This is a genomic window from Parasphingorhabdus sp., assembly GCF_039982395.1.
GTDB lineage: Bacteria > Pseudomonadota > Alphaproteobacteria > Sphingomonadales > Sphingomonadaceae > Parasphingorhabdus.
Map to the genome: position 1 here is coordinate 956,760 of NZ_JBDWYO010000001.1, position 23,402 is coordinate 980,161.

Here is a 23,402-nt window from a genome sequence, read left to right on the forward strand (position 1 = left end):
CTCCCCAAGCGGAGCAACAGTCGCTAGACTGACGCAATGTCCGATTCCACGCCAGATCTGCTGCAGCGCAAGATCATCCATATTGACATGGATGCCTTTTTTGCGAGCGTAGAACAGCGGGATTTTCCCGAATTGCGCGGCAAACCGGTGGCTGTGGGCGGTTCATCAAAGCGTGGTGTTGTGGCAGCGGCTTCTTATGAAGCGCGCGAATTCGGGGTTCGTTCGGCGATGCCCTCGATCACTGCCAAGCGTCGCTGCCCCGACCTGATTTTCGTGAAGCACCGGTTCGCGGTGTATCGCGAAGTGTCGCAGCAGATACGCGCGATTTTTCGAACCCACAGCGATCTTGTCGAACCGCTTTCGCTCGACGAAGCCTATATCGACGTGACGCAGGACAAGATGGGCATCGGCAATGCCACAAGGATTGCCGAGATGATCCGCGCCGCGATCAAGCAGCAGACCCAGCTGACCGCCAGCGCCGGAGTCAGCTATAATAAATTTATCGCCAAAATTGCTTCGGACCAGAACAAGCCCGACGGGATTTGCGTGATCAAGCCGCATCAAGGGGCGGATTTTGTCGCGCAGCTTCCGGTGCGCCGTTTCTTTGGTGTCGGCCCCAAGACGGCGGAGCGGATGGCCAAGTTGGATATCCACACCGGCGCCGATCTTCGCGCGCAGTCGCAAGATTTTCTGCGCCAGCATTTTGGCAAATCGGCGGGCTATTTGTTTCGCGCTTCGCGCGGTGTGGACCATCGCGAAGTGCGCTCCAACCGCATCCGCAAATCGGTCGGCGGCGAACGAACCTATGGCGATGACTTGGTGTCGGACAGCGATCTGCACGACGCGTTCGAACATATTATCGACATCGTGTGGAACAGCATCGCCAAATGCGAGGCGCGCGGGCGGACAGTGACGCTCAAGGCCAAATATGCCGATTTCCGGCAGGTGACGCGGTCCCAATCGGTGGATCATTATGTCGCGGACAAGAATGAATTTGCGGCAATCGGGCGCGAGTTGCTGGCGAGCATCATGCCGGTTGAAAATGGTGTCCGCCTATTGGGCCTTACACTCGCCAATCTGGAGGGTGCGGAGAATAAGCAGTCGAATAGCGCGGAAGGTGACGATCCTGATCAGGAAGCCTTTGATTTCTGACGATTCGTCACGCTTGTTCTGGTCAGAAACTCATTTCGTCATAGATCTTGCTGACATCGCCATTCCATTCGCCATGATAGCGGTCAAGCAATTGTGCTGCTGGCGATTTGCCTTTGGCAACCACCTCGCGCAGCGGATCGAGGAAACCACTTTCGTTGTCGCCGCTGACGTTCAGACGGTTGCGCGCCGTCAGACCGGCAGAGGATATCTCCAGAATTTCGGCAGCGAGATCGTTTAATTTTTCGCCATTGGGAATGGGCGTATCGAGCCCGAGTGCAGGAACGGCATTGCGCAACTCTTCGCGCTCTTCCATGCTCCAGCCCTTCACCCTATCCCAGGCAGCGTCCAGCGCCGTCTGATCATAGAGCAGGCCGACCCAGAAAGCGGGTAGCGCGCAAATGCGGTTCCACGGACCGCCATCGGCACCGCGCATTTCGAGGAAGCTTTTCAGGCGCACTTCCGGGAAAGCGGTGGAAAGATGGTCGTTCCAGTCCGAAAGGGTTGGCTTTTCGCCCGGCAGCACCGACAGATTGCCGTCGAGAAAATCCCGGAAGCTTAGGCCTGCGGCGTCGATATATTTGCCATCGCGGAATATAAAATACATCGGCACGTCGAGCATATATTCGGCATAGCGCTGATATCCGAAATCCTCGTCAAACACGAAGGGCAGCATACCGGTGCGATGCGGATCGGTGTCGGACCAAATATGGCTGCGAAAGCTCTGATAGCCGTTGGGCTTGTTCTCGGTGAAAGGCGAATTGGCGAATAAGGCGGTGGCAAGCGGTTGCAACGCCAGTCCGACCCGGAATTTCTGCGCCATATCGGCTTCATTGGCATAGTCGAGATTGACTTGAATGGTGCAGGTCCGCAGCATCATGTCGAGCCCGAGCGTGCCAACCCGCGGCATATGATTCTTCATGATCTTGTAGCGGCCCTTGGGCATGGTCGGCAATTCGGCGCGGGTCTTGTCGGGCCACATGCCCATGCCAAGAAACCCTTTGCCGGTCTTTTCGCCAATTGCCTTCACCTGCTGCAAATGGCGTCCGGTTTCGTTGCACGTCTCGTGCAGATTTTCGAGCGGCGCGCCGGACAGTTCCAGCTGGCCTGCGGGTTCCAGACTGATCGCGCCATCGGAACCGGTCATGGCAATGACATTGCCATTTTCGTGGACGGGTTCCCAGCCAAACTCCTGGGTGGCGAGCAGCAGATCTTTTATGCCACCCGGTTCGTCATAGCTCGGGGCATGATGGTCAGTGGTGCAATAGACAAATTTCTCATGCTCGGTACCGATCCGCCAGCTATCCTTGGGCTTTTCGCCCTTGACCATTGGTTCGACCAATTGGCTAAGATTCTCGATCACGGGATCGTCGGTGCTGGAAACCTGTCTGGTGCTCATGATCCGGCCTTAAGAAAAGATCAGCGGCGGTGCCACTGAAAAAATGCTGTTCCGCTGAAAGCTTTTATTGTTTGTCATAACAGCCAGCGGACCGCTGCAAAACCACCGATGAACAGGATGCCGCCAACCGTTGTGGCCAGCGCAAAATTCTTGTCGATCCAGTCTTTCATCGGTGGTCCGAAATAGCGCAGCAGGACGGCGACCAGAAAAAAGCGCGCGGCCCGGGCGATAATTGCGGCACCGATCAATATATACAGAGGCATTGCAGTGCTGCCTGCGGCGATGGTGATCACTTTGAACGGCAGCGGCGTGAAGCCGGCAAGCAGAACGACAATCCATCCCTGTTCATTAAAATTCTGTGCAAAAACATCGAATTTATCGGTGACCCCGTAAAATTCGAGGATCGGCATGCCGACGGTTTCAAAGACAAAATAGCCAATGGCATAGCCGAGCAGTGACCCGAGTACCGATGCGATGGTGCAGATTAGAGCATACCAATAAGAGCGCTTTGGCTTTGCCAGACACATGGGGGCCAGCATGACATCGGGCGGGATCGGGAAGAAGCTGGATTCAGCAAAGCTTATCCCCGCAAGCCATTTGGTCGCTTGCGGATGGCCCGCCTTGTCGAGCATCCACTCGTAGAGTCGCTTAAGCATGTCTGATGTACCTCAAGCGCTGCTGTCGTCTTCTAGCAATTCCTTAGGCGTTTCCCGGCCATGGTCGGTGCCGGCGGATCGATTGCCCTTGGCGAGAGCGAAGACCACGCCGGACAGCGCCAGCAAGGCAATGATGTTTGGGAGGGTCATCGCCGCATTGGAGATGTCTCCGAGACGCCAGACCAGCTGCAACGGCGCGAAGGAACCGATGAAGATGACCACACACCAAAGGATCCGCCAGATCATGTGCAGGGTTTTCTCGCCCTTCAAACTGGACCCTGGCAGACGGTCGTACAGATAGGTGATCGCCCGTTCGCCATAATAGCTCCAGGTGAGCAAAGTGGTGAAGACGAACAGGATCAGCGCGATCGATACGATCAAAGTACCGATCGGAACGCCAAAGACCATAAACGGAAAGGCTGCGGCATAGGCGCCGGATGTCATGGCAAAACCCTGCAAGTCAGATTGCCACGCATGTTCAACAACCTGTTTGACGCCATTGGCATCGGTGAAGGTGAAATCGCCGGCGACGGTCAGCATGACCAATGCGGTCATCGTACAAATAACCACCGTGTCGATAAAGGTGCCCATCATCGCAAAGCGGCCCTGTGCCGCCGGATCATTGGTTTGCGCGACCGCATGAGCGATTGGCGTCGAACCCTGTCCCGCTTCGTTGGAGAACAATCCGCGCGCAACACCCGCCCGGATGGCCATGATGATCGCGGCCCCGAGGAAGCCACCGCTTGCCGATTGGACGTTAAACGCTCCATCGAAAATACGGCCGAAGGTTTCAGGCAGATAAGGCAGGTTGATCAACAAAGCGATCATCGCCATCAACAGATAGGCGCCTGCCATCCAAGGGACGATGGTTTCTGCAACCTTGCCGATGGATTTAATGCCGCCGATAATAACCGCAAACACAGCCACTGCAGCAACCGCTCCGCCAATCCATTCCGGCACGCCGAACAGCTCGCTGGCGCTGTCGCCGAGGCTGTTGGCCTGAATACCATTGCCCGTAACCAGGGCTGAAAACAGGGTGCCGAGACAGAATAGGATCGCAAGCCATGTCCATTTGGGGCCAAGGCCGATGGCAATATAAGTCATCGGGCCACCACGATAGGTACCGTCGGCAGATTGAGAGCGAAAGCGCACGGCCAGTGAACCTTCTGCAAAAGCAAGGGCCATGCCGAACAGGGCCGTTACCCACATCCAGAAAATCGCACCGGGTCCGCCCAGCGTGATCGCCGTGGCGACCCCCGCAAGATTGCCGGTGCCCACTTGGCCAGACAATGCAGTGGAGAGCGCTGCGAAGGGAGATATCTCACCCGCGCCTTTTTTATCAGATTTCTTGAACAACCCTGCCAGTGCCGGGAAAAGGCGCCGCAATGGATAGCCGCGCAAGCCGATCATGAAATAGATACCGGCACCCAATAGGATGACAACCATCGGTGGAATCGGGAGTATTTCTACTCCGTCCCAGCTTCCGCCCCAGATAAAATCCGACACGTTGGTGATCGGCTGGATCGCCGCTTCGAGACCTGAAACAGGTGCTGCACTCACAAAACTTCTCCCCGATGGCGCCATGGGCGCATATTCTTTCCCGTGTGGCTGGATTAGCAGGCGGACGGTTTTTGGCAAATGCTTTTGCCATCTGGAAGCTAGCCCCTATGCTGGGTGCGAACCGGAAAATCGGATGGAGTCAGAATGATGCAGAGCCTGTGGGTAAAAAAAGACGATCTTGTGCAATCAGAGTGGCATGACAGTGACGTGCCGGTTTTGGCTGACGGGCAGATTCTACTCGCGGTCGAAAAATATGCGCTGACGGCCAATAATATTACCTATGCAGCGGTCGGTGATGGCTTCGGCTATTGGAACTTTTTCCCAACCGGCGATAACGAATGGGGAATTGTTCCGGTCTGGGGTTTCGCCAATGTCGTTGCGTCTGAAAATGCGGATATTGCGGTAGGCGAACGGGTTTACGGCTATTTGCCGATGGCTAGCCATTTGCTCGTCACGCCAACCAATGTGCAAGAGGGTGGCTTCGTGGACGGGGCTGCACACCGGCAGGGACTGGCTATCATCTACAATCAATATCACCGGTTGGGACAAGAGGAGAGCCCGCTTGAAGCAGAGCGCGCCATTTTCCAGCCTTTGTTCACCACCAGCTTCCTGATCGAAAATTTCATGCGGTCGAATGACTGGTTCGGTGCCGAAGCGTTGCTGATGACCAGCGCGTCATCGAAAACCGCGCTGGGTCTGGCGATGGTGACGAAAAACCTGAGCCCGACAATCAAGCGCATTGGTCTGACGTCAGCGGGCAACAAGAGTTTTGTCGAGCAATCCGGGCTTTATGACGAGGTTCTGACCTATGATGCGCTCTCGGCTGCTGATGCCGCTAAGCCCACAGTCTCTGTCGACTTTGCGGGCAATGGTCAGTTGCTGGACTCTATTCACAAGCAATATGGGGCTGCGCTCAAATTCAGCTCGTTGGTTGGCGTGACCCATATTTCCGAGCGCGGGGGTGCGGATAATATACCGGGTCCGAAGCCGGAAATGTTCTTTGCACCGACCGCAGCCGAAACTCTGATGAAGGAAATTGGGCCGGCAGCGTTTCGGGCCCAGGTTGATGACCAATTTTCTGCCTTCGTGGCCGGTGCCACCGCTTATCTGCAGATCGAAAGACTGGATGGCTTAGAAGCCCTGAAATCCGCATATCTCGCGATGTTGGCGAATGAAGTTGCGCCCAGTCGCGGGCTGATGTGCCATTTGGGTTGATGCCAAAGACTTGATTATAGGACGATTTAACCGGATAACGGCGCAATGCGGGTCGCACCGACGGGGAAAATAGCGTGGCTGAATCAGAAGAAATGCCGGAATTGGGCAGACACGCCCTTTTTGATGGAGTGGCCCCGAAAGCGCTGAACGCATTGCAAGCGGCTTCGGTTCTGCGTCCGATTTCGGGCGGAGAAGCCCTTGTTCGCCAAGGCGATGATGCCGACGCGCTCTATTTTGTCGAATCTGGCCGGTTCCGGGTGGTCGTCAACAAAGTGCGCACCGTTGCCCATATCGAAACCGGAGAAGCCGTCGGGGAACTCGCCTTTTTCGCAGGAGGCAAGCGCACCGCGGATGTTTTTGCGACGCGCGACTCCATGGTCCGGAAAGTATCGCGGAAGGCGTTTGATGAAATCGCTGAACAGCATCCCGAACTAAATGCGGCGATGGTGAAAATGGTGTCGCAGCGCTTGGCTGTTGCGACAGCGCGGACCGCGTCCATATCATCAAATAATCCACGCGTGATAGCGATGCTGCCCGCCGGAAACAGCAAGTTGCCGGATGGGTTTCTGGCGCGACTGGCAGACGCCTTCGAAGCCCTGGTCGGCGGTGACACGCCAGTGGTGCCGCTTGACCGAGCGACGAGCGAGTCAGCGGATGCCGGTCAATATCAGACCTGGTTGGCGGAACAGGAAGCCAAGGGCGCCTATGTCCTGATTGATGGCAGTGGATCCGAGGACTGGGGGCAAATGGTCTGCCGGAATGCCGATGCATTGTTGATGGTGGCCCGACCCGGGCAGACTGATCCGGAGCCCAATGCGATGGAAATGTCGGCCATGCGCTGGATCGCAGAACCGCAGCGGACGTTGCTTCTATTGCGCACGAGCGCCGATAAATTGATTAGCAAAAGCAGCGAATGGATTGACCCGCGCAGCCCTAAATTGCACCATCATGTCGCGCTCGACAATGACGCAGATTTTAGCAAGGTCGCGCGATTCCTGACGGGTCGTGCTGTGGGCGTGGTCCTGGCCGGAGGCGGCGCCCTGGGTTGCGCGCATCTTGGTGTCATCCAGGCACTGCGGCAGGCCGATGTTCCGATTGATTTCATTGGCGGGGCGAGCGCCGGAGCCGCAATGGGCGGCGCCATCGCGCGTGGCATGTCGGTCGACGAAACGCTCGATCAAATGGAAGCGATGTTCATTCATGCCAAGGCGATGAAACGACTGACCTTGCCAATTTTTTCACTGCTCGACCCTACGGTATTCGATAGCGAATTGAGAACCCGTTACGGCACCAAGGATATCGCCGATCAGCCGATCAATTTCTTTGGCGTTTCTACCAATCTCTCGACCAATGGCTTGCATGTCCATCGGCGTGGGCCATTGTGGGAATGCGTTCGTGCGTCGGGATCCTTGCCGACCATATTGCCGCCGTTCATTGATAAGGAGGGGAATATTCTTGTCGACGGCGGGGTGCTGGACAATGTCCCGGTGAAGATCATGCATGGGCTTAAGGCTGGCCCGAATGTTGTCGTGTCGCTGGGGGACCCGCATGAAATATGGCGCACAGAGGCTCTGTACAATGATGTTCGCGGACGTTGGAGTTTGCTGCGAGACGTCATTTTCCGCCGGAAACGCAAAGTGGAATTCCCGTCTATTGTAGAGATTATGTCGCGGTCGATGGTGGTGGCCAGCCGGATGGCTTCCAAAGAAATGCTGGGCGAGCAGGACATATTGGTGAATCCGCCGATCATTCCGAACATGCAGATATTGGACTGGCATCACGGCCGGAAACTAGCGGAAATGGCGGCAGAATATATCACCGAACATGTGCTTCCGACCAGCGATTTCACGGATAATTTTACCAAATAGGTTATAATTTCTTGACATCGTCACGCTAGTTAGGTACATATCAGGAACATCGCGAAATTGTGATTCGGGCCGACCAGCTCAGAATGATCCCACTGACCAAGCGGGCCGTTCTGACCGGAAGGCCTTTTTTGTGCTCGGGTCGTTCGCGTCGATCCGGCACGGAGTATCTTATGCCAAAATCAAAAACCCAGGGATGTTATGACGACAGACGCAAATTGAAATTTTTGAAATTTCTCAGCATTAGCTCGCACGTGGCTGCTTCGGCCAAAGCCGCCAATATTTCGGTTTCCACCGTCTATCTTTGGCGCAGTCGCGACCCGGAATTTTATGACTATTGGATGCGGGCTTTGGCCGCTGGCTATGAACTGCTCGAAATGGAATTGCTCGACCGCGCCCGCAACGGCGCGGAGAAACATATTTTCGAAAATGGTGAAAAAGTGGCGACTGTGCGGGAGTATAATGATGGCCTCGCCGTCAAATTGTTATTGGCCCACAAACAGATGGTGGCACTGACCCGCGTGGAAGAGGACAATATCAGTCCAGCGCAAGTGGGCGCCGAGCTCGATCGGAAACTGGGGGATATGCGGACCAAGCTGCTCCGCCGGCGGGCGCTTGCCGAAGCCCGGGCAAAGCCTGCACCGTCTGCCAATGATGAATGATAAAACCGAGGCAGAAATTTTTGCCGAATGGACTGCAATGGAGCGCCGTATTTTTCTGTCCCGTCTGAGCGAACGGGAGAAACAGGACTTTCTATACCGGTGGGATTTCTGGGCGCGGCCTGAGCAAAGACCACCACCAGGTGACTGGCCCATCTGGCTGATCATGGCGGGTCGGGGCTTTGGCAAGACCCGGGCCGGAGCGGAATGGGTGCGCCATATTGCCGAAGCTGACGCTGGCGCCCGCTTTGCTCTGGTCGGGGCCAACTATGCGGAAACCCGCACGGTGATGGTCGAAGGGGAAAGCGGTCTGTTGTCGATTGCGCTGCCAGACCAGCGCCCGGTTTGGGAGCCGTCATTGAAGAGACTGACATGGGGCAACGGGGCACAGGCCCATCTCTATTCGGCGGCAGAGCCTGAAGCCTTGCGAGGTCCGCAGCATAGTCATGCCTGGTGTGACGAGATTGCCAAATGGATGAACAACGCAGGGCAAGCAGAAGCGGCTTGGGACAATCTGAAAATGGGTTTGCGACTTGGATATCGGCCACAAATGGTCGCGACCACAACGCCGCGACCGGTGCCGCTGGTGCGAGCACTGACCAGCGAGGGAGTGGCAGTGATCACTTCGGGTCGGACCCAGGACAATGACCTGCATCTGCCGCAAGCCTTTCTGACGGCCATGGCAGCGGATTATGGTGGCACGAGGCTGGGGCGACAGGAGCTGGATGGCGAGCTGATCGAGGAATTGGAGGGCGCCTTGTGGTCGCGGGCAATGATTGAAAACTGCCGGATGGCGTATGCGCCTGATCTTGTCCGGATCGTCATCGGTGTCGATCCGCCTGCGTCCAAAAACGGAGATGCTTGCGGTATCATTGTCGCTGGGCTCGCCGTGGACAGCAAAAGCTATGTGCTGGCGGACTATAGTGTTGAAAAGCCGAGCCCCGAAACATGGGCGCGCAGAGTGGCTGATGCTGCTGAGCGCTTCAACGCGGATCGCGTCATCGCGGAAGCCAATCAGGGCGGTGCGATGGTGAAATCGGTGCTTCTCGCGGCGAATATCTCGTTGCCGATCAAGCTGGTCCATGCCTCGCGCGGCAAGGTGGCGCGGGCAGAACCGGTGGCGGCTCTATACGAGAATGATCGGGTGCATCATGTCGGCGCGTTTGAGCGTCTCGAAGACGAGATGTGCGGATTGCTGATTGGCGGACGTTATGAAGGACCAGGAAGATCACCGGACCGGGCGGATGCTCTGGTTTGGGCGCTGACGGAGTTGATGTTGGGCAAAAAGCAAGAACCGAGGGTAAGATAGCAATGCCTCCGTCTTTGCTGCGGTAAAAAGGAAATAGGATGACAATCTGGCAAAACCTCTCGCTCGCTTTCAAGAGCGGGAGTGGACCATCGCGGCCGCCGTTAGGGCGGTCCTATATCGGCACTTATGGTGGCGCGGCTCTTTCGGGGGACGCGCCCTTTTCTTATGAGGGCCGGGTGCGCGAGGCCTATGTCGAAAATGCCATTGCCCAGCGGGCGGTGCGCATTGTCGCCGAAGGGGTTGCTGGCGCGCCGCTGCTGCCGACAGAGGACAAGATCGCGGATCTGATTCAGGGGAGCGGCGCGAGCCAGTCGTTTTTGGAGACTATCGCCGCGCATTTGTTACTGCATGGCAATGCCTATGTGCAGGTCATTCGCGGGGACGAGGATCAGCCCGCCGAGCTTTATGTGTTGCGCCCGGACAGGATCACGGTTGAGCCCGATGCCAAGGGCTGGCCGGTGGCTTATGCCTATCGCGCCGGCGAACATCGCACGCGCTTTGCCGCGCAGGATGCGATGGGCCGTCCGGAGATTGTTCATCTCAAGGGCTTTCACCCGACCGATGACCATTATGGTCTCGGCTGTCTGGGCGCTGCGGTGAAAGCGGTGGCGGTCCACAATGCGGCGGCAAAATGGAACAAGGCGATCCTCGATAATGCGGCCCGGCCTTCGGGCGCTTTGGTCTATGATCCGGGTGCTGATGGATCGGCGTTGACCGGGGAGCAATTTGACCGGCTGAAAGCCGAAATGGACGCAAGCTTTGCCGGATCGGGCAATGCCGGCCGGCCGATGCTACTGGAGGGTGGCCTCAAGTGGCAATCGATGAGCATGACCCCGGCGGACATGGATTTTGTCGCGCTAAAGGAAGCGGCGGCGCGGGAGATTGCGCTGGCTTTCGGTGTACCGCCGATGCTGCTCGGGCTGCCGGGCGACAATAGCTATGCCAATTATCGCGAGGCCAACCGCGCCTTGTGGCGGCTGACGATCCTGCCGCTGGCGGGGAAGATACTGGACGGACTGTCGGGCGCGCTGGCTGCGTGGTGGCCGGATGCGAAGCTGGCCGTGGATCGCGATCAGATCCCGGCCTTGTCGGAAGATCGCGAACGGCTGTGGAAGCAGGTGTGCGAAGCCGATTTTCTGACACCGGAGGAGAAGCGCGCGATGCTGGGGGTGTGAGGGTTTTTTATAGAACCTCAGGCGCCGGGCGGGCGCATCCGCGCCCTTGGCTATCGCGCCATAAGGCGCGGCGGCCGGTCGGCCTTGCCTCGCTGCGCTCGGTGATAAACTAACCACGATTGGGAGTGCCAAACCGACACGAAGCGGAGGCAAGCGCGACCGCGCGCCCGCAGCGTAGCGAGGATAGCCAAGCGGGCGGATGCCCGCGCCCGGCGCTTGAGGTTTAAAAAAGGAATCAATCAAATATGAATAACGACGAAATGCTCGCCCGCCTGATGGCGCAGGCGGAAGGCGATGGGGCTGATCTTGTCACCCTCAGGGCGATTGTCGAGGAGGCGACGGATAGTGGCGCGGGGCGGGTGCTCGACCGGCTGGGTCTGGCCGATCCCGGCGCGCAGGATGATATTGACGAATTGCGCGAGCTGCTCCGTGCCTGGCGCGATGCCAAGGCCAGCGCGTGGAAAGCGGCGATCCGTTGGATTGTCCGCGGGGCGCTCGCCTTGCTGTTGGTCGGGATCGCGATGCGGCTGGGGCTGGGGCATCTTGTGTCATGAATATGGCGAACAAGTCCGCTCGCCCTGGTCCTGTCGAAGGGCGTCTCGCGGCGAAAGCTGCTTCGACAGGCCCAGCACGAGCGGAGACCTCAAACATTATTCGGTTCGCCGGCTATGCCGCCATCTTCAACCGGATCGACAAGGGCGGTGATATCATCCGGCCCGGGGCTTTTGGCGAATTGCCAGAGGGACAGTCTCTTCCGCTGCTTTGGCAGCACGATGCTAGGCAGCGGATCGGCCGTGTTGATCATGTGCGCGAGGACCGGCGCGGATTGCGGGTGATCGGGTCCATCTCGACCGAGACACAGGCTGGGCGCGATGCGGCGGCCGGTTTGGCAAGCGGCGCTATGAAGGGTTTGAGTTTCGGGTATCGGGTGAACCGCTCCTCCGGTCAAAAGCCGCGCGAATTAATCGACCTGGATGTTGCCGAAATTTCGCTGGTCACTTTCCCAATGCAAAGCCTGGCGCGGGTTCTCAGGATAGAATGATATGCCGATTTATCTTGATACAATTCCGATGAAGAGTATTAGTGAGATAATACACTCTGGAGAGTCACGAATATGAAGATCTTTGCAGCCTTCCTAACGCTTCTTTACTTCGCGGCTCAGCCAGCTCTCGCAGAAGACATCGTCAATGAAGAACCTGAACCCGTTCGGGTCATGGTGTTGGGCGTTTATCATTTTGCCAATCCGGGCGCTGATCTGAATAACGCCAAGGTCGACGATGTGCTGACGCCTCAGCGGCAGAAGGAACTTGCGACTCTTGCGGAGACTCTGAAGACGTTCCAACCCACTGTTGTCGCGGTCGAAGCTTCCGCAAAACCGCCCTATGCGGATGCTGGCTATCGTGACTTCAAACCTGAGGACCTGACCAAGAAACGGAACGAAACGGTGCAAATCGGATATCGGGTTGCCCATGCCGCTGATATCGACCGGGTCTATGCGATCGATGAACAGCCATCCGAGGGAGAACCCGATTATTTCCCCTATGACCGCGTCCATCAGCAGGCGGAGGAAACGGGCGATGCCGAGCGTCTCAAAACAATGTCGGACTATGGCGTGCTGATTGCGGAATTTGAAGAGCAGCAAAAGAGCCAATCGATTCCTGAGCTGTTGAAATTCTGGAACAGTGGCCGGTTTCCGGATGAATTTTACTGGAATGTGATGACCCTCGGTGAAGGCGAGAAACAAACCGGTGCGGAACTCGCGGCTTACTGGTTCATGCGCAATGCCAAGATTTTCAACAAGCTGGTGCAGGTGACCGAGCCGGGCGATCGCGTGATCGTTGTTTACGGCAGCGGTCATGGCGCATGGCTCCGCGAGATTGTCGAGAGAACACCAGGCTATGTTCTGGAACCGGCCATGCCCTATTTGCACAAGGCCACGGACGCCTTGTCCGAATAGAGCAGGATATTTTGAAACAACCGAGCCGCCCCTCACCGGGCGGCTTTTTTATTGCCCCCAAGAAAGGAAAGATATGACAGATTCCCCCAAGTTTGAAACCAAGGCCGATCCGCTCGAAGAGTCTTTTGACGCGGTGCTGATGGCCGAGGATGTTGCCAATCAAAGCGGCGAAATCAAATCTCTGCGCACCGATGTCGACGGTCTCAAAAGCCAGATGACCGATATCTCCAAGGCCTCGGCGCGACCGGCGCTGGATGGCGCGAAAGGGATGCCGTCTTCGGCTGCCGCGCAGGATTTCGTGGCCAAATATCTCCGGCGTGGAGATCAAACGGGCATCGAACTGAAAGGCTTCTCCGGCACATCCGGACCCGAGGGGGGCTTTGCTATCCCCCAGGAAATCGATGGTCTGATCGGAGCGACTCTCAAGGATATATCGCCGATCCGCTCGATCGCGACGGTGGTGCAGACCGGTACCGCCGGATATCGCAAGCTGGTCACCACCGGTGGCACACCCTCTGGCTGGGTTAGTGAGACCGCGGGCCGTCCGGAAACCGATACGCCTGATTTCAACGAGATCGCGCCGCCAACCGGAGAGCTTTACGCCAATCCGGCGGCGTCCCAGACGATGCTCGATGATGCCGCCTTCGATGTGGAAACCTGGCTCGCCGATGAAATCGCCCGCGAATTTTCCCAAGCGGAAGGCGCGGCCTTTGTCGGTGGCTCCGGCGTCAATCAACCGCGCGGTCTTCTCAATGCTGCGGTGACCGACGAGCCTGACGATGTCCGTGATTTCGGGGCTCTGCAATATGTGCCGTCCGGTGCGAGCGGCAGCTTTGCCAGCGAGGATGTGCTCGTTGACCTTGTCCACACGCTGCGGCCCGCCTACCGGCAAGGCGCATCTTTTGTGATGAACAGTTCGACCCTGGCCCATATCCGCAAGTTCAAGACGGCGGATGGCGCATTTCTGTGGCAGCCTTCGCTCGCCAACGGGCAGCCCGCGACCTTGCTCGGCTATCCGGTGGTTGAGGCAGAAGATATGCCCGATATCGCTGCAGACAGCCTGTCGATTGCCTTTGGCAATTTCCGCGCCGGCTATCTGATCGCCGAACGCAGCGCGACCAGCATTCTGCGCGATCCGTTCACCAACAAGCCATTTGTCCATTTCTACGCAACCAAGCGCGTGGGTGGTCAGGTGATGAATGCGGAAGCGATCAAACTGATGCAGTTTAGCGCTTCCTAAGCCCTTGCTGCGCTTCGGTGCAGCGCGCCCGCGCCGGTCGCTCCCCTTCTATCTGGCGCGGGCGCATATCTTGAACATCAAATGAAAGGATGCTGTGATCGTGAGCTTCCCCATTGCTGACTGGCCCGATGTGCCGGCAGATCTGATCGCAGAGGTCAGGGATTTTATCCGGATCGATCATCTGGTCGATGATGATGCCATCGATGCGTTTCTGCGCAGCGCAGCCTCGTTGTGCGAGGATTTTACCGGCCAGATGCTGATTGCCCGTTCGGTGACCGACATGCTGCCAGCGCGCCAAATGTGGCAAAAACTGAAGCGGCTTCCGGTGCAATCGATCGTCTCGGTCGAGCGTGTCGCGGCTGACGGAATCGCGTCGGCGCTGGCGGTCGAGGACTATGCTATCGACATAGACAGCGACGGAATCGGCTGGATCAGGCTGTGCCAAAGCGCTGACGATTCCCGCTTGCGGGTGCGCTACGGTAGCGGTCTGGCGACCGATTGGGACGAGCTTCCAGAGAGTTTGCGTCAGGGTATCGTCCGCATGGCCGGCTATCTATACGCCAATCGCGACGGTGTGGATCCCGGTGGGCCACCGAGCGCAGTGACCGCGCTATGGCGCCCCTATCGCCGGATGCGGATCGCGTGATGGGGCAGGAATTTTCAGGCTATTTGCGCGAACGGATAACAATCCAGCGGCAGTCTGCCGCGCGGGATATGTTGGGCTCGGCCGAATCACAATTTGAAACCATCGGTGAATATTGGGCAGCAGCAGAAGCTCTGCAAAGCAGCAGCACCAGCGAAGCCGAGAGCCGTTCCGCCATGCCGCGCTGGCGATTTCTTTTGCGAGAGACGCGAGCAATCAAGCCCGGCGACCAGCTGCTTTGGGGCGATCGTGTGATGACTGTATCGAGCGTCACTCTGGAGCATCGCCTGATCCCGAAAACCATCCTGCAGGCGGAAGAAAAGAGATGATGGATAGTCTGAAGAAACGGGGCGACGTCGTTGCCGGAAAACAGCTGGCTCAGACCAAATCCGAAATCAAATCGGCCCTGGAAGAAGAATTGCCCGGCGATGCCCAGATCCTTGAAACTGTGGAGGGTGTCGTGGTGGAAGCAGATGGGTTGCGAGAGCAGCTACTCGAGAATAGCAGCCTGCGCGATGTCGCCTTTCTGATGCGGGCGGCACGATGAGTAGCGCGCTGGAGGCAGTCCAACAGCAATTGGTGATACAGTTGAACGGAAACGCGCCCTTGATGGATCTGGTCAGCGGCATTTTTGACGGTCCCCCGCCGCGTGCGGATTTTCCCTATATCGCCTTGGCGACGGGAGCATCTCTGGACTGGAGCCACAAGGGTGGCGTGGGCCGCGAGCTAAGCCTCGCACTCACCATATATGATGACGGCGAAACGGCGGCGCGACTGCATCGGCTGATGACCCTGGTCGAGGATGCCCTGGAACCGGGACTGGACGACCCGGCTGGGTGGCAGATCGTCACCTTCGATTTTCGCAGGACGCGTGTTTTGCGCAGTGCGGTTAGCCCGTGGAGCGGGTTGATCGAATATCGGGCGAGGGTTTTGAAGGTTTGATTTAGCCTCAAGCGCCGGGCGGGCTGTTTACTTTGTCTCGCGGCAGTTCGCTACGCGAACACCTCCGACGGGGCGGGCTATCGCCCGATGCGCGGTCGCGTTTGCCTCCGCTTCGCGTCGGTTCGGCTCTCCTACTGATTATTAGCTTCTAACCGAGCGCAGCGAGGCAAGGGCGCGGATGCGCCCGCCCGGCGCCTGAGGTTCAATAAAAACCCCCCGCAGCAAATTGCCGCGAGACAAAATAAACACAATATAAAGGAACCAGAATATGGCAGCAGAAAAAGGCAGCGCCTTTCTTTTGAAAATCGGCGATGGCGAGAGTCCTGTCGGCTACACGACCATTGCGGGCCTGCGGACCACGCAAATGTCGGTGAACGGAGAACCGGTTGCGATTACCAACAAGGACAGCGGCGGCTGGCGACAGTTGCTGTCGGGTGCTGGTGTGCGCTCTGTATCAGTGTCCGGCGCCGGCGTGTTTACAGGGTCCGATGCCGAACTGAGGATGAAGGGTCATGCCTTGGGCGGTATCCTCGATTCCTATGAGCTCAGCTTTGAAGGCGGTGAACGCATGCAGGGCAATTTCCTGGTCGTGCGGCTGGACTATAGCGGCGATTTTAACAGCGAACGCAGCTATACGCTCAGCCTCGAAAGCTCGGGTCCGGTGATCAATGTCTGATCCCGCTAACCGTTTGCGCGGCGAGGCAAGTATATTGGTCGGCCATGAACAGATTGTCCTGCGTCCGACTTTTTCCGCTCTCGTTGCTGCAGAAGACGAGCTTGGTTCGCTTTTCGATCTTGTCGAACGGGCATCTGCGGGGCAGCTGAAGTTGAGCGAGATTGTGACCCTGTTCTGGCATTGTGTCCGGGAGCGACCGGATCATTTGACCCTAGACAGGTTGGGCGAGGCTGTCGCGTTGCTCGGTCTCAGCGGCGTGACGCCAGCGCTGAAAATCCTGCTCATGCAGATTTTGCAAGGCCAGCCGGCCGAGAACTGATGGCCGAGAATTTTGGTGCATCCGCAGCGCGCCTTGCGAGTCTTGTACCCCTGACCCTGGGCTGGACGCCGGATCAGTTCTGGCGCGCCACTCCGGAAGAGTTGACTGGGTTGTTCCGGTCTCTGGAGGGCTCTGTAGCCGGTCTGGATTCCCCCTTGCCGCTCGATCAATCGACTTTTGAACACTTGAAAGAAACCTATCCCGATGGATGAAGAAATAGAACGTCTGGTCGTCAGCGTGCGCGCGGACACCGCTGGCTTTGCGAAAGATATAGCGGATATGAAAGGGCAGCTAGATGGCCCCTTTGCATCGGGGCTGGACCGGGCCGGGTTGGCGCTGGAGAATACACTTAGCCGGGCGATCCGGCGTGGCTCTCTCGATTTTGAAGATCTACGCCGGGTTGCTCTTTCGGTCATTAACGATATCGCCAGTGCCGCGATCAATGGCGGATTATCGGGCCTGTTCGGGAACGGAACTGCCGGTACCGGCAGCGGTCTGTTCAATTTAGGAACGTCTTTGCTGAGCGCCTTTTTGGGTGCACCGGGCCGCGCCACCGGCGGCCCCGTCACCGGAGGTCGCGCCTATATGGTCGGCGAGCGAGGGCCAGAACTATTCGTGCCGACCGCAGCGGGCCGGATTGAACAGACAGCGTCTGCTGGCAGCACAGCGAACATCCGTTTGACCATCAATATTTCGGACAATGGGCAAGGAAGCGCGCCGGATCAAATGAGGCGGTCGAGCCGACAAGTGGCGCGAGCGGTGCGCAACGCGCTGACGGCAAAGGCGGGTTGATCATGGGGTTTTGGCTAGCCGAGAAAAGAACTGGTCAGCGCAGCAGCTTCATCCAGCGTTTCGATCCCCGTTTCTGGACGATCAACTTCCCGCGTCCGATGATGGCATCGGTTGTGACGACGGCTGCAGATGCGCTGCGTGTGGATGCGATTTTCTACAATAGCGATGATCTTGCGGGCCTGATCTGGGAAAGCGAAGACACGCTCGATCATCCGCTGCTCGCCTATGAAACCGTGCGCGACTATGCACGGCTCAAATGGGAATTTCATTGGCGGTCTTCGGGTATCATGCCGCTCGATGCCATCAACGGACCGACACTGACTATCGAAGGTCGGGATGCAGCGGGGGTTGCCAAATCCTGGTATGTCCGGCTCTGGAACTATGCCAGCGGTACGCCGACGGATGCGCAGATTTCTATAGAATTTTCCAAGATGGATGGCGGCTTTCTTCTGCCGGGGGAAGCCGACCCGGTCTTTCCCGAAGATATCGACCGGCTATCTATATCCATCATTCCGCCTGACTATGATGGACTGGGTGCCCGCTACACCACACCGAAAATCGGTTGGATCGAAATGAGCGGCATCCGGACCGACGGTCGGGGCGCTGTGCTGGAAATCGGTGATATCATGCTGCCGGAAAACGGGCTCGCCATGGCGACCGCTTATGATGACAGTTTCAACCAGACGCCGGAGCGCTTGTTGAGGATGGTGCGGGCCCTGGGCTATCGCGGGTCGATCAATCATTATCTCGGAATGAGTCACTATTTTCGATTGGAGACTCTGGGGGAGGGACTCTACGTGAGCCTGTCTGCGCCGCAAGCGGGAGAGGAATATGCTGCGATCAATCAACCGGCAACGGCTTGGCACCGTGATCTAATCACCCGCGCCGAGGCCATGGGTTTTTCGTTGATTCTGTCGCTTTCTTACGAGCTATTTGATGCGCATTGCTGGAACGACTGGAAACAGCGCGCGGAAAATGGCGACCCGGCGCTGACCGGCTGGGAGCCTCCTTCGACCTTATTGTCTCCAGCCAACGGCAATGCGATGGCCTATCTACAAGCCGTGGCCCGGGCTTTTGCGGCGATTGCGCGAGATGCAGGTGCGGCGATCCGTTTTCAGGTGGGGGAGCCATGGTGGTGGATCATGCCGGACAAGCGGATTTGCCTCTATGATGCTGCGGCCAGTGCAGCCTTTGGCGAGAGCTCTGTGAGCATCACGAATATTGATGGCCCGAAAACGGAGGCGCAAAATGCGATGCTGGATCAGGCGGGAGCCTTGTTGGCCCAATCGACGGCTGATCTGCTGGTTGCGGTAAAGGATGAGGCGGGTGCAACGCCAGTGGAAACCCTTTTGCTGGCCTATTTACCAACGATTCTGGATGATCAGGCCCCGGAAGCGCGGCGCGCCAATTTGCCACTGGGCTGGGCCAGTCCGGCGTTCGATATATTGCAGCTGGAAGATTATGACTGGGTGATTGCCGGAGATCGCCCTGCCACGGAGCGTGGCGTCGCCTTGGCAATCGATCAACTGGGCTATCCGATTGCACAGCAGCATTATTTTACCGGCTTCGTGCTGCAACCGGCGGACCGCTTCATCTGGGCCAATATGGTCGACGCCATTGCCGATGCCCAAGCGCGCGCGACGCCGGAGATTTTTGTCTGGGCGCTGCCGCAAGTGGCGCGGGATGGCTTTACCTATTTTCAAGAAGAGGAAGAGGATGTGAACGCATTTGACGATGTGCAATTCCCGCTGGCCATTGGCCAGAACGCCAGCGTGTCGCCTGGCTTTTCTACCCGGATCGTCACGACCATGTCCGGTCACGAAACCCGCAACAGCGACTGGTCCGATGCGCGATTGGAATTTGATGTCGGACCGGGCGTCCGGAGCGAGGAGGAATTGCGGATATTGATCGCATTTTTTCGAGCACGGCGGGGAGCGGCTAAGGCCTTTCGTTTCCGTGATCCTTACGATCATAGTTCGCGCGAAATGGTCGGTGAACCAACGCCAAACGATCAGTTGTTAGGCATAGGCGATGGCCAAAAGACGGAGTTTTCACTGGTGAAGGGCTATGGTGATCCGGCCGGAGAGCCCCAGTTGCGCAGAATTACCCGGCCCGATTCGGCATCGCTGCAGATTGCGATCGATGGACAAGTGACTGGTCACTGGACGCTTGGCCCCGCTGGCGTAATCGCTTTTGATACACCGCCAAGCCAGGGCAGTGACATCACCGCCGGTTTCCGCTTCGATGTGCCGGTCCGCTTTTCCAGCGATCAGCTACAGATGAACCAAGCGACCTTTCAGGCTGGCGAAATTCCGGAGATTCTCCTGGTCGAGGTTCGGGAAGGATCATGAGCCTCGACTGGTTGGACCGGACCGTCACGACCAGCGCCTATCTCTGGCGATTGGAACGCGAGGATGGCATCGCGCTGGGGTTTACATCGCATGACAGTGATCTGGTGATTGATAGCTTTCGCTATCGGGCATCACCAGGAATGGTGCCGTCCTCGATCGTGCTGACCGACAGCCTGGAAATCGACAATGTCGAAATTGCAGGCGTTATGACGAGCGCGGCGATTGCCGAAGCAGATTTGATCGCGGGTCGCTGGGACGGCGCGCTGCTATATATAGCGTTGATCAACTGGGAGCAGCCGGATGCCGAACCGCTGCCTTTGATTTGCGGGGAATTTGGTGAGATCATCCGGTCAGGAGATGGCTTCACGGTCGAGATGCTGGGCGCCACGTCTTTTCTCAATGAGCCAATTGCTCCGCTCACCTCTCCCACCTGCCGTGCTGAACTGGGCGATCGTGCGTGCAAGCTTAGCTTGCACCGCTACGAGCGACAGGGACGAATCATTTCGGTTGGCGAGGACGAGATCGGGATTGAAGGTCTGAACGCTGCTGCCTCTGATTATATATTCGGTTCTCTTCGCTTTCTCGACGGCCCGAATTGCGGGCTCAGCTATGCGATTATCGACGGGCAGGGGGATGTTGTCAGGCTTGCTGACAGGCCGGATCAATCCGCTGCCTTGGGCAATCGGGTTTTGCTCACTCAGGGCTGCAACAAGAATTTCGCGACCTGCCGGGACCGCTTTGCCAACAGCATCAATTTTCGCGGAGAGCCTTATCTACCCGGCAATGATCTGCTCACCCGCTATCCCGGCGCATGACAAAATTCCGGAACGCTGCAGAAAAGATGAAAGAGAAAGCTCTGTCTTTATGCGGGTGTGAATTTCGTCTGCATGGCCGACACGAGCATTTTGGTTTGGACTGCATCGGTCTGGCTGCCCAATGTTTATGCGCGGCGGACTTGGAGTGCCAGATACCCAATGGCTATTCGATCCGGGGCGGGTCTGAAGCGACGATCAATGGTTTTATGACGGATATTGGGTTTAAGCGGCTCGCGCCAGAAAGCGCGCTTTGTGAAGGCGATATCATTCTCGTTCGGCCCAGTCCGATCCAGTGGCATTTTATGATTAGGGCCAATGACGGTTTTGTTCACGCGCACGCAGGTCTTGGCAAAGTGGTATTCTGTCCCGGCGATGCCCCTTGGCCGATCATTACGATTTTCAGATTGATGGAGGATTGAATGGCGACATTGGTTTTGACCGCCGTGGGTTCTGCTATTGGCGGGCCAATCGGTGGTTCGATCGGAGCGATTGTCGGTCAACAGCTTGATCAGAACATTCTCTTCAAACCGAAAGGACGGGAAGGTCCGCGACTGCAGGAACTGGCCGTCCAAACATCGAGCTATGGATCCCAGATACCCCGTATATATGGCAAGATGCGCGTAGCGGGGACCGTGATCTGGGCAACCGATCTGAAAGAGAGCCGAAGCCAGGAAGGTGGCGGAAAAGGAAAGCCGAGCACAACAATATATAGCTATTCGGCTTGCTTTGCTGTTGCCCTTTCCAGTCGCAGAATCAGAGGTATCGGTCGAATTTGGGCAGACGGAAAAATTTTCCGGGGAGCAGCGGGCGATTTTAAAACTGAGACACAATTTGCTTTTCATCCGGGAGGCGAAGACCAGGCGGTTGATGGGCTGATGGCTAGCGCAGAAGCTGCCGGCGGGACGCCGGCCTATCGCGGCCTTGCCTTAGCTGTTTTCGGTGACATGGATTTGACGGATTACGGCAATCGCATTCCGTCCCTGACGTTCGAAGTCATTGCCGAAGACGGCTCGGTGGCCATTGCTGATATTATCTCTGATATTTCGGGGCAGCGAATTGTCCCGCAGCTGGCCGACACAGTGATCGGTTTTTCTGCTGGCGGAGAAGATCGCCAGGCCGCGATACAGTCTTTCTCAAATATTGTCCCGCTGTCATTCTCATCCAACCCAGAGGCCATTGATCATATCGGAGCCCAAAAGCGCTCGGATGTCCAGGCGCCAGCTGCCGAGACAATCGATAGCGAATTCGTTCGGGCGGCCGGGCGGCAGAAAGTTGCACTGCCCGAAGCACGCACCGCATCAGCGGCATCGACACCAAAAAAATTGTCGGTTCGCTATTATGATCCTTCTCGCGATTATCAATCGGGTGTTCAGTCAGCGTCGCGCCCGGGAAAAGGGCGAATCACCCTAGTCCGAGAATTTCCAGCCGCCATGGCGGCGAATGCAATGCGAACCATCGCTACAACGGGCCTTTGGTCCGAATATGACGAGCGTTCAGCTTTGCAAATTGCGGTGCGTTTGCAGGGCGTCTCTCTTCGGCCCGCGATGTTGCTTGAGTTCACGTCTTTTGAAGGTCTGTGGCGTATTCGCGAATGCGAGATAGGTTCTGGATTCGTGCAGCTTTCGCTGACGCGGGTGCGTGGAAATGACAATCCAAGCCCGATCGAATCGGATCATGGCCGGAATGTAGCGGATTCCGATCTGCGTGCAGGAGCGACTCATCTTTTGCTGGCTGATTTGCCGTTTGCGATCAATGCGCCGAACATGTTGTCGCACAGCGCTAAACTCTATGCTTTGGCGGCGGGCGATAAGGGTTGGCGCAACGCCCAGCTGTTTGCGTCCGGAGCAGATGGTGCGCCGAATGAATATTTTGGACAGATTCCGTCCCCGTCCATCATTGGCGCCACCTCGGGGGCACTGCATTGGGCGAATCCGGCCTTGATTGACCTGGTCAACCATATTGACGTAAATTTGCATCATCCGGAGATGGTGTTGACCCATGCCAATGATGCCCAGTTGCTGACCGGCAGAAATATCGCCTTGATCGGGCAAGAAATCATCCAGTTTTCCAACGCTACACCCCTTGGATTAGGGCGTTTTCGTCTGTCTCATATGATAAGGGGGCTTGGTGGAACAGAGACGGAAATCGAGCGGCACAGCGCTGATGAAGATTTTGTCCTGCTGGATTCGGGATCGATGTTGGACATTAGCGCGATGGTCCGAATGCCGTTTGTGCCCATCACTCTATTTGCCTTGGGACGAGATGATCCTGCCCCGGTTCCTGCAACCTTGCAGTCGCCGGGGCGGGCCTTGAAGCCGTGGTCCCCCGTTCATCCGACATGGCGTTTTTTGGCGGGCGGTGATCTGGAAATCGCTTGGACGCGGCGGTCTCGAGCCGGATTGATCTGGCTCGATCAAGTCGACGTGCCGTTGGGCGAAGAGATTGAGAAATATCGGATTATGCTGGTTGCGGATGGCGGTGAAGGCCCCGGAATGCCCTTTGAATCGCCGGTACCCCAGATCATTGTGCCTCTGGCGCAAATCGAGTCGTTTCAGCTTCTTAATGGCGACAGCAGTCTAAACGTCAGAATATATCAAGTCGGAGACCATGGTCTGTCCCAAGCGTTGGGCTTTCAGATACCGCTTTGAATTCACTCCATTTTTTCTCCATCTTCCTACTA

At 57.2% G+C, this 23,402-nt stretch carries 25 protein-coding genes; 22 read left to right on the forward strand and 3 right to left on the reverse strand.

Annotated elements, in window-relative coordinates:
• Window positions 1-36 precede the first annotated feature (36 nt).
• The gene (dinB, locus tag ABJV08_RS04820) at window positions 37-1,152 is read left to right on the forward strand and encodes a DNA polymerase IV (RefSeq protein ID WP_348038482.1); all 1,116 of its coding nucleotides are present in this window, start codon (window positions 37-39) and stop codon (window positions 1,150-1,152) included.
• 22 nt (window positions 1,153-1,174) lie between these two features.
• On the opposite strand, the gene ABJV08_RS04825 is transcribed toward dinB, so the two are convergent.
• From ABJV08_RS04825 to ABJV08_RS04835, 3 genes are all read right to left on the reverse strand, one after another.
• On the reverse strand, window positions 1,175-2,548 hold the full coding sequence (locus tag ABJV08_RS04825; RefSeq protein WP_348038480.1) for a glutamate--cysteine ligase: 1,374 nt from the start codon (window positions 2,546-2,548) through the stop codon (window positions 1,175-1,177).
• Between the two features lie 74 nt (window positions 2,549-2,622).
• On the reverse strand, window positions 2,623-3,204 hold the full coding sequence (locus tag ABJV08_RS04830; RefSeq protein WP_348038479.1) for a YqaA family protein: 582 nt from the start codon (window positions 3,202-3,204) through the stop codon (window positions 2,623-2,625).
• Window positions 3,205-3,216: 12 nt separating this feature from the next.
• Window positions 3,217-4,764: an alanine/glycine:cation symporter family protein gene (locus tag ABJV08_RS04835; RefSeq protein WP_348038477.1), complete on the reverse strand. Its 1,548-nt coding sequence runs from the start codon at window positions 4,762-4,764 to the stop codon at window positions 3,217-3,219.
• 144 nt (window positions 4,765-4,908) lie between these two features.
• Here ABJV08_RS04835 and ABJV08_RS04840 point away from each other — a divergent pair, with 144 nt between their 5' ends.
• From ABJV08_RS04840 to ABJV08_RS04940, 21 genes are all read left to right on the forward strand, one after another.
• Window positions 4,909-5,979 (forward strand): DUF2855 family protein, encoded by a 1,071-nt coding sequence (locus ABJV08_RS04840; RefSeq protein ID WP_348038475.1) that lies wholly within the window; start codon window positions 4,909-4,911, stop codon window positions 5,977-5,979.
• 74 nt (window positions 5,980-6,053) lie between these two features.
• Window positions 6,054-7,847 (forward strand): cyclic nucleotide-binding and patatin-like phospholipase domain-containing protein, encoded by a 1,794-nt coding sequence (locus tag ABJV08_RS04845; protein WP_348038473.1) that lies wholly within the window; start codon window positions 6,054-6,056, stop codon window positions 7,845-7,847.
• A gap of 170 nt (window positions 7,848-8,017) precedes the next feature.
• On the forward strand, window positions 8,018-8,506 hold the full coding sequence (locus ABJV08_RS04850) for a hypothetical protein (protein WP_348052375.1): 489 nt from the start codon (window positions 8,018-8,020) through the stop codon (window positions 8,504-8,506).
• On the forward strand, window positions 8,499-9,812 hold the full coding sequence (locus ABJV08_RS04855; RefSeq protein ID WP_348038606.1) for a terminase family protein: 1,314 nt from the start codon (window positions 8,499-8,501) through the stop codon (window positions 9,810-9,812). The genes ABJV08_RS04850 and ABJV08_RS04855 overlap by 8 nt, the downstream gene beginning before the upstream one ends.
• Window positions 9,813-9,850: 38 nt before the next feature.
• Window positions 9,851-10,987, forward strand: a complete 1,137-nt coding sequence (locus ABJV08_RS04860; RefSeq protein ID WP_348038469.1) for a phage portal protein — start codon at window positions 9,851-9,853, stop codon at window positions 10,985-10,987.
• Between the two features lie 245 nt (window positions 10,988-11,232).
• On the forward strand, window positions 11,233-11,541 hold the full coding sequence (locus ABJV08_RS04865; RefSeq protein WP_348038468.1) for a DUF6127 family protein: 309 nt from the start codon (window positions 11,233-11,235) through the stop codon (window positions 11,539-11,541).
• Complete coding sequence (locus ABJV08_RS04870) at window positions 11,538-12,029, forward strand: HK97 family phage prohead protease (RefSeq protein ID WP_348038466.1); 492 nt, start codon at window positions 11,538-11,540, stop codon at window positions 12,027-12,029. Before ABJV08_RS04865 ends, ABJV08_RS04870 begins: the two co-directional genes overlap by 4 nt.
• 72 nt (window positions 12,030-12,101) lie before the next feature.
• Window positions 12,102-12,944 (forward strand): DUF5694 domain-containing protein, encoded by an 843-nt coding sequence (locus ABJV08_RS04875; RefSeq protein ID WP_348038464.1) that lies wholly within the window; start codon window positions 12,102-12,104, stop codon window positions 12,942-12,944.
• Between the two features lie 73 nt (window positions 12,945-13,017).
• A complete protein-coding gene (locus tag ABJV08_RS04880; RefSeq protein ID WP_348038462.1) occupies window positions 13,018-14,184 on the forward strand; it encodes a phage major capsid protein in 1,167 nt (388 codons plus the stop codon).
• A 100-nt stretch (window positions 14,185-14,284) separates the two neighbouring features.
• Window positions 14,285-14,830, forward strand: coding sequence for a hypothetical protein (locus ABJV08_RS04885; RefSeq protein WP_348038460.1), 546 nt, complete (start codon window positions 14,285-14,287; stop codon window positions 14,828-14,830).
• Window positions 14,797-15,156 carry a head-tail adaptor protein gene (locus tag ABJV08_RS04890; protein WP_348038458.1) on the forward strand — a complete coding sequence of 120 codons (360 nt, stop codon included), beginning with the start codon at window positions 14,797-14,799 and terminating at the stop codon, window positions 15,154-15,156. The genes ABJV08_RS04885 and ABJV08_RS04890 overlap by 34 nt, the downstream gene beginning before the upstream one ends.
• Window positions 15,153-15,374, forward strand: a complete 222-nt coding sequence (locus tag ABJV08_RS04895) for a hypothetical protein (protein ID WP_348038457.1) — start codon at window positions 15,153-15,155, stop codon at window positions 15,372-15,374. The genes ABJV08_RS04890 and ABJV08_RS04895 overlap by 4 nt, the downstream gene beginning before the upstream one ends.
• Window positions 15,371-15,769, forward strand: coding sequence for a DUF3168 domain-containing protein (locus ABJV08_RS04900; protein ID WP_348038455.1), 399 nt, complete (start codon window positions 15,371-15,373; stop codon window positions 15,767-15,769). The genes ABJV08_RS04895 and ABJV08_RS04900 overlap by 4 nt, the downstream gene beginning before the upstream one ends.
• Window positions 15,770-16,037: 268 nt before the next feature.
• Window positions 16,038-16,445: a phage tail protein gene (locus ABJV08_RS04905; protein ID WP_348038453.1), complete on the forward strand. Its 408-nt coding sequence runs from the start codon at window positions 16,038-16,040 to the stop codon at window positions 16,443-16,445.
• Window positions 16,438-16,764: a gene transfer agent family protein gene (locus ABJV08_RS04910; RefSeq protein WP_348038451.1), complete on the forward strand. Its 327-nt coding sequence runs from the start codon at window positions 16,438-16,440 to the stop codon at window positions 16,762-16,764. Before ABJV08_RS04905 ends, ABJV08_RS04910 begins: the two co-directional genes overlap by 8 nt.
• Window positions 16,764-16,976, forward strand: coding sequence for a phage tail assembly chaperone (locus ABJV08_RS04915; RefSeq protein WP_348038450.1), 213 nt, complete (start codon window positions 16,764-16,766; stop codon window positions 16,974-16,976). The genes ABJV08_RS04910 and ABJV08_RS04915 overlap by 1 nt, the downstream gene beginning before the upstream one ends.
• The gene (locus ABJV08_RS04920) at window positions 16,969-17,556 is read left to right on the forward strand and encodes a tail tape measure protein (RefSeq protein ID WP_348038448.1); all 588 of its coding nucleotides are present in this window, start codon (window positions 16,969-16,971) and stop codon (window positions 17,554-17,556) included. Before ABJV08_RS04915 ends, ABJV08_RS04920 begins: the two co-directional genes overlap by 8 nt.
• Window positions 17,557-17,558: 2 nt before the next feature.
• Complete coding sequence (locus tag ABJV08_RS04925) at window positions 17,559-19,907, forward strand: DUF2460 domain-containing protein (RefSeq protein ID WP_348038446.1); 2,349 nt, start codon at window positions 17,559-17,561, stop codon at window positions 19,905-19,907.
• Window positions 19,904-20,722 carry a DUF2163 domain-containing protein gene (locus tag ABJV08_RS04930; protein WP_348038444.1) on the forward strand — a complete coding sequence of 273 codons (819 nt, stop codon included), beginning with the start codon at window positions 19,904-19,906 and terminating at the stop codon, window positions 20,720-20,722. The genes ABJV08_RS04925 and ABJV08_RS04930 overlap by 4 nt, the downstream gene beginning before the upstream one ends.
• Window positions 20,719-21,141: a peptidoglycan endopeptidase gene (locus tag ABJV08_RS04935; protein WP_348038442.1), complete on the forward strand. Its 423-nt coding sequence runs from the start codon at window positions 20,719-20,721 to the stop codon at window positions 21,139-21,141. Before ABJV08_RS04930 ends, ABJV08_RS04935 begins: the two co-directional genes overlap by 4 nt.
• The gene (locus ABJV08_RS04940; RefSeq protein ID WP_348038440.1) at window positions 21,142-23,370 is read left to right on the forward strand and encodes a phage tail protein; all 2,229 of its coding nucleotides are present in this window, start codon (window positions 21,142-21,144) and stop codon (window positions 23,368-23,370) included. It begins immediately after the preceding gene.
• Window positions 23,371-23,402 lie beyond the last annotated feature (32 nt).

Excerpts from the sequence above, each read along its gene's own strand:
- ABJV08_RS04825 (WP_348038480.1), bottom strand. The coding sequence starts at position 2,548 with ATGAGCACCAGACAGGTTTCCAGCACCGACGATCCCGTGATCGAGAAT.
- ABJV08_RS04840 (WP_348038475.1), top strand. The coding sequence starts at position 4,909 with ATGATGCAGAGCCTGTGGGTAAAAAAAGACGATCTTGTGCAATCAGAG.
- ABJV08_RS04880 (WP_348038462.1), top strand. The coding sequence starts at position 13,018 with ATGACAGATTCCCCCAAGTTTGAAACCAAGGCCGATCCGCTCGAAGAG.
- ABJV08_RS04870 (WP_348038466.1), top strand. The coding sequence starts at position 11,538 with ATGAATATGGCGAACAAGTCCGCTCGCCCTGGTCCTGTCGAAGGGCGT.
- ABJV08_RS04830 (WP_348038479.1), bottom strand. The coding sequence starts at position 3,204 with ATGCTTAAGCGACTCTACGAGTGGATGCTCGACAAGGCGGGCCATCCG.
- ABJV08_RS04920 (WP_348038448.1), top strand. The coding sequence starts at position 16,969 with ATGGATGAAGAAATAGAACGTCTGGTCGTCAGCGTGCGCGCGGACACC.
- ABJV08_RS04905 (WP_348038453.1), top strand. The coding sequence starts at position 16,038 with ATGGCAGCAGAAAAAGGCAGCGCCTTTCTTTTGAAAATCGGCGATGGC.
- ABJV08_RS04940 (WP_348038440.1), top strand. The coding sequence starts at position 21,142 with ATGGCGACATTGGTTTTGACCGCCGTGGGTTCTGCTATTGGCGGGCCA.
- ABJV08_RS04915 (WP_348038450.1), top strand. The coding sequence starts at position 16,764 with ATGGCCGAGAATTTTGGTGCATCCGCAGCGCGCCTTGCGAGTCTTGTA.
- ABJV08_RS04930 (WP_348038444.1), top strand. The coding sequence starts at position 19,904 with ATGAGCCTCGACTGGTTGGACCGGACCGTCACGACCAGCGCCTATCTC.
- ABJV08_RS04895 (WP_348038457.1), top strand. The coding sequence starts at position 15,153 with ATGATGGATAGTCTGAAGAAACGGGGCGACGTCGTTGCCGGAAAACAG.
- ABJV08_RS04865 (WP_348038468.1), top strand. The coding sequence starts at position 11,233 with ATGAATAACGACGAAATGCTCGCCCGCCTGATGGCGCAGGCGGAAGGC.
- ABJV08_RS04910 (WP_348038451.1), top strand. The coding sequence starts at position 16,438 with ATGTCTGATCCCGCTAACCGTTTGCGCGGCGAGGCAAGTATATTGGTC.
- ABJV08_RS04925 (WP_348038446.1), top strand. The coding sequence starts at position 17,559 with ATGGGGTTTTGGCTAGCCGAGAAAAGAACTGGTCAGCGCAGCAGCTTC.
- ABJV08_RS04855 (WP_348038606.1), top strand. The coding sequence starts at position 8,499 with ATGAATGATAAAACCGAGGCAGAAATTTTTGCCGAATGGACTGCAATG.
- ABJV08_RS04935 (WP_348038442.1), top strand. The coding sequence starts at position 20,719 with ATGACAAAATTCCGGAACGCTGCAGAAAAGATGAAAGAGAAAGCTCTG.
- ABJV08_RS04875 (WP_348038464.1), top strand. The coding sequence starts at position 12,102 with ATGAAGATCTTTGCAGCCTTCCTAACGCTTCTTTACTTCGCGGCTCAG.
- ABJV08_RS04850 (WP_348052375.1), top strand. The coding sequence starts at position 8,018 with ATGCCAAAATCAAAAACCCAGGGATGTTATGACGACAGACGCAAATTG.
- ABJV08_RS04900 (WP_348038455.1), top strand. The coding sequence starts at position 15,371 with ATGAGTAGCGCGCTGGAGGCAGTCCAACAGCAATTGGTGATACAGTTG.
- dinB (WP_348038482.1), top strand. The coding sequence starts at position 37 with ATGTCCGATTCCACGCCAGATCTGCTGCAGCGCAAGATCATCCATATT.
- ABJV08_RS04890 (WP_348038458.1), top strand. The coding sequence starts at position 14,797 with ATGGCGCCCCTATCGCCGGATGCGGATCGCGTGATGGGGCAGGAATTT.
- ABJV08_RS04860 (WP_348038469.1), top strand. The coding sequence starts at position 9,851 with ATGACAATCTGGCAAAACCTCTCGCTCGCTTTCAAGAGCGGGAGTGGA.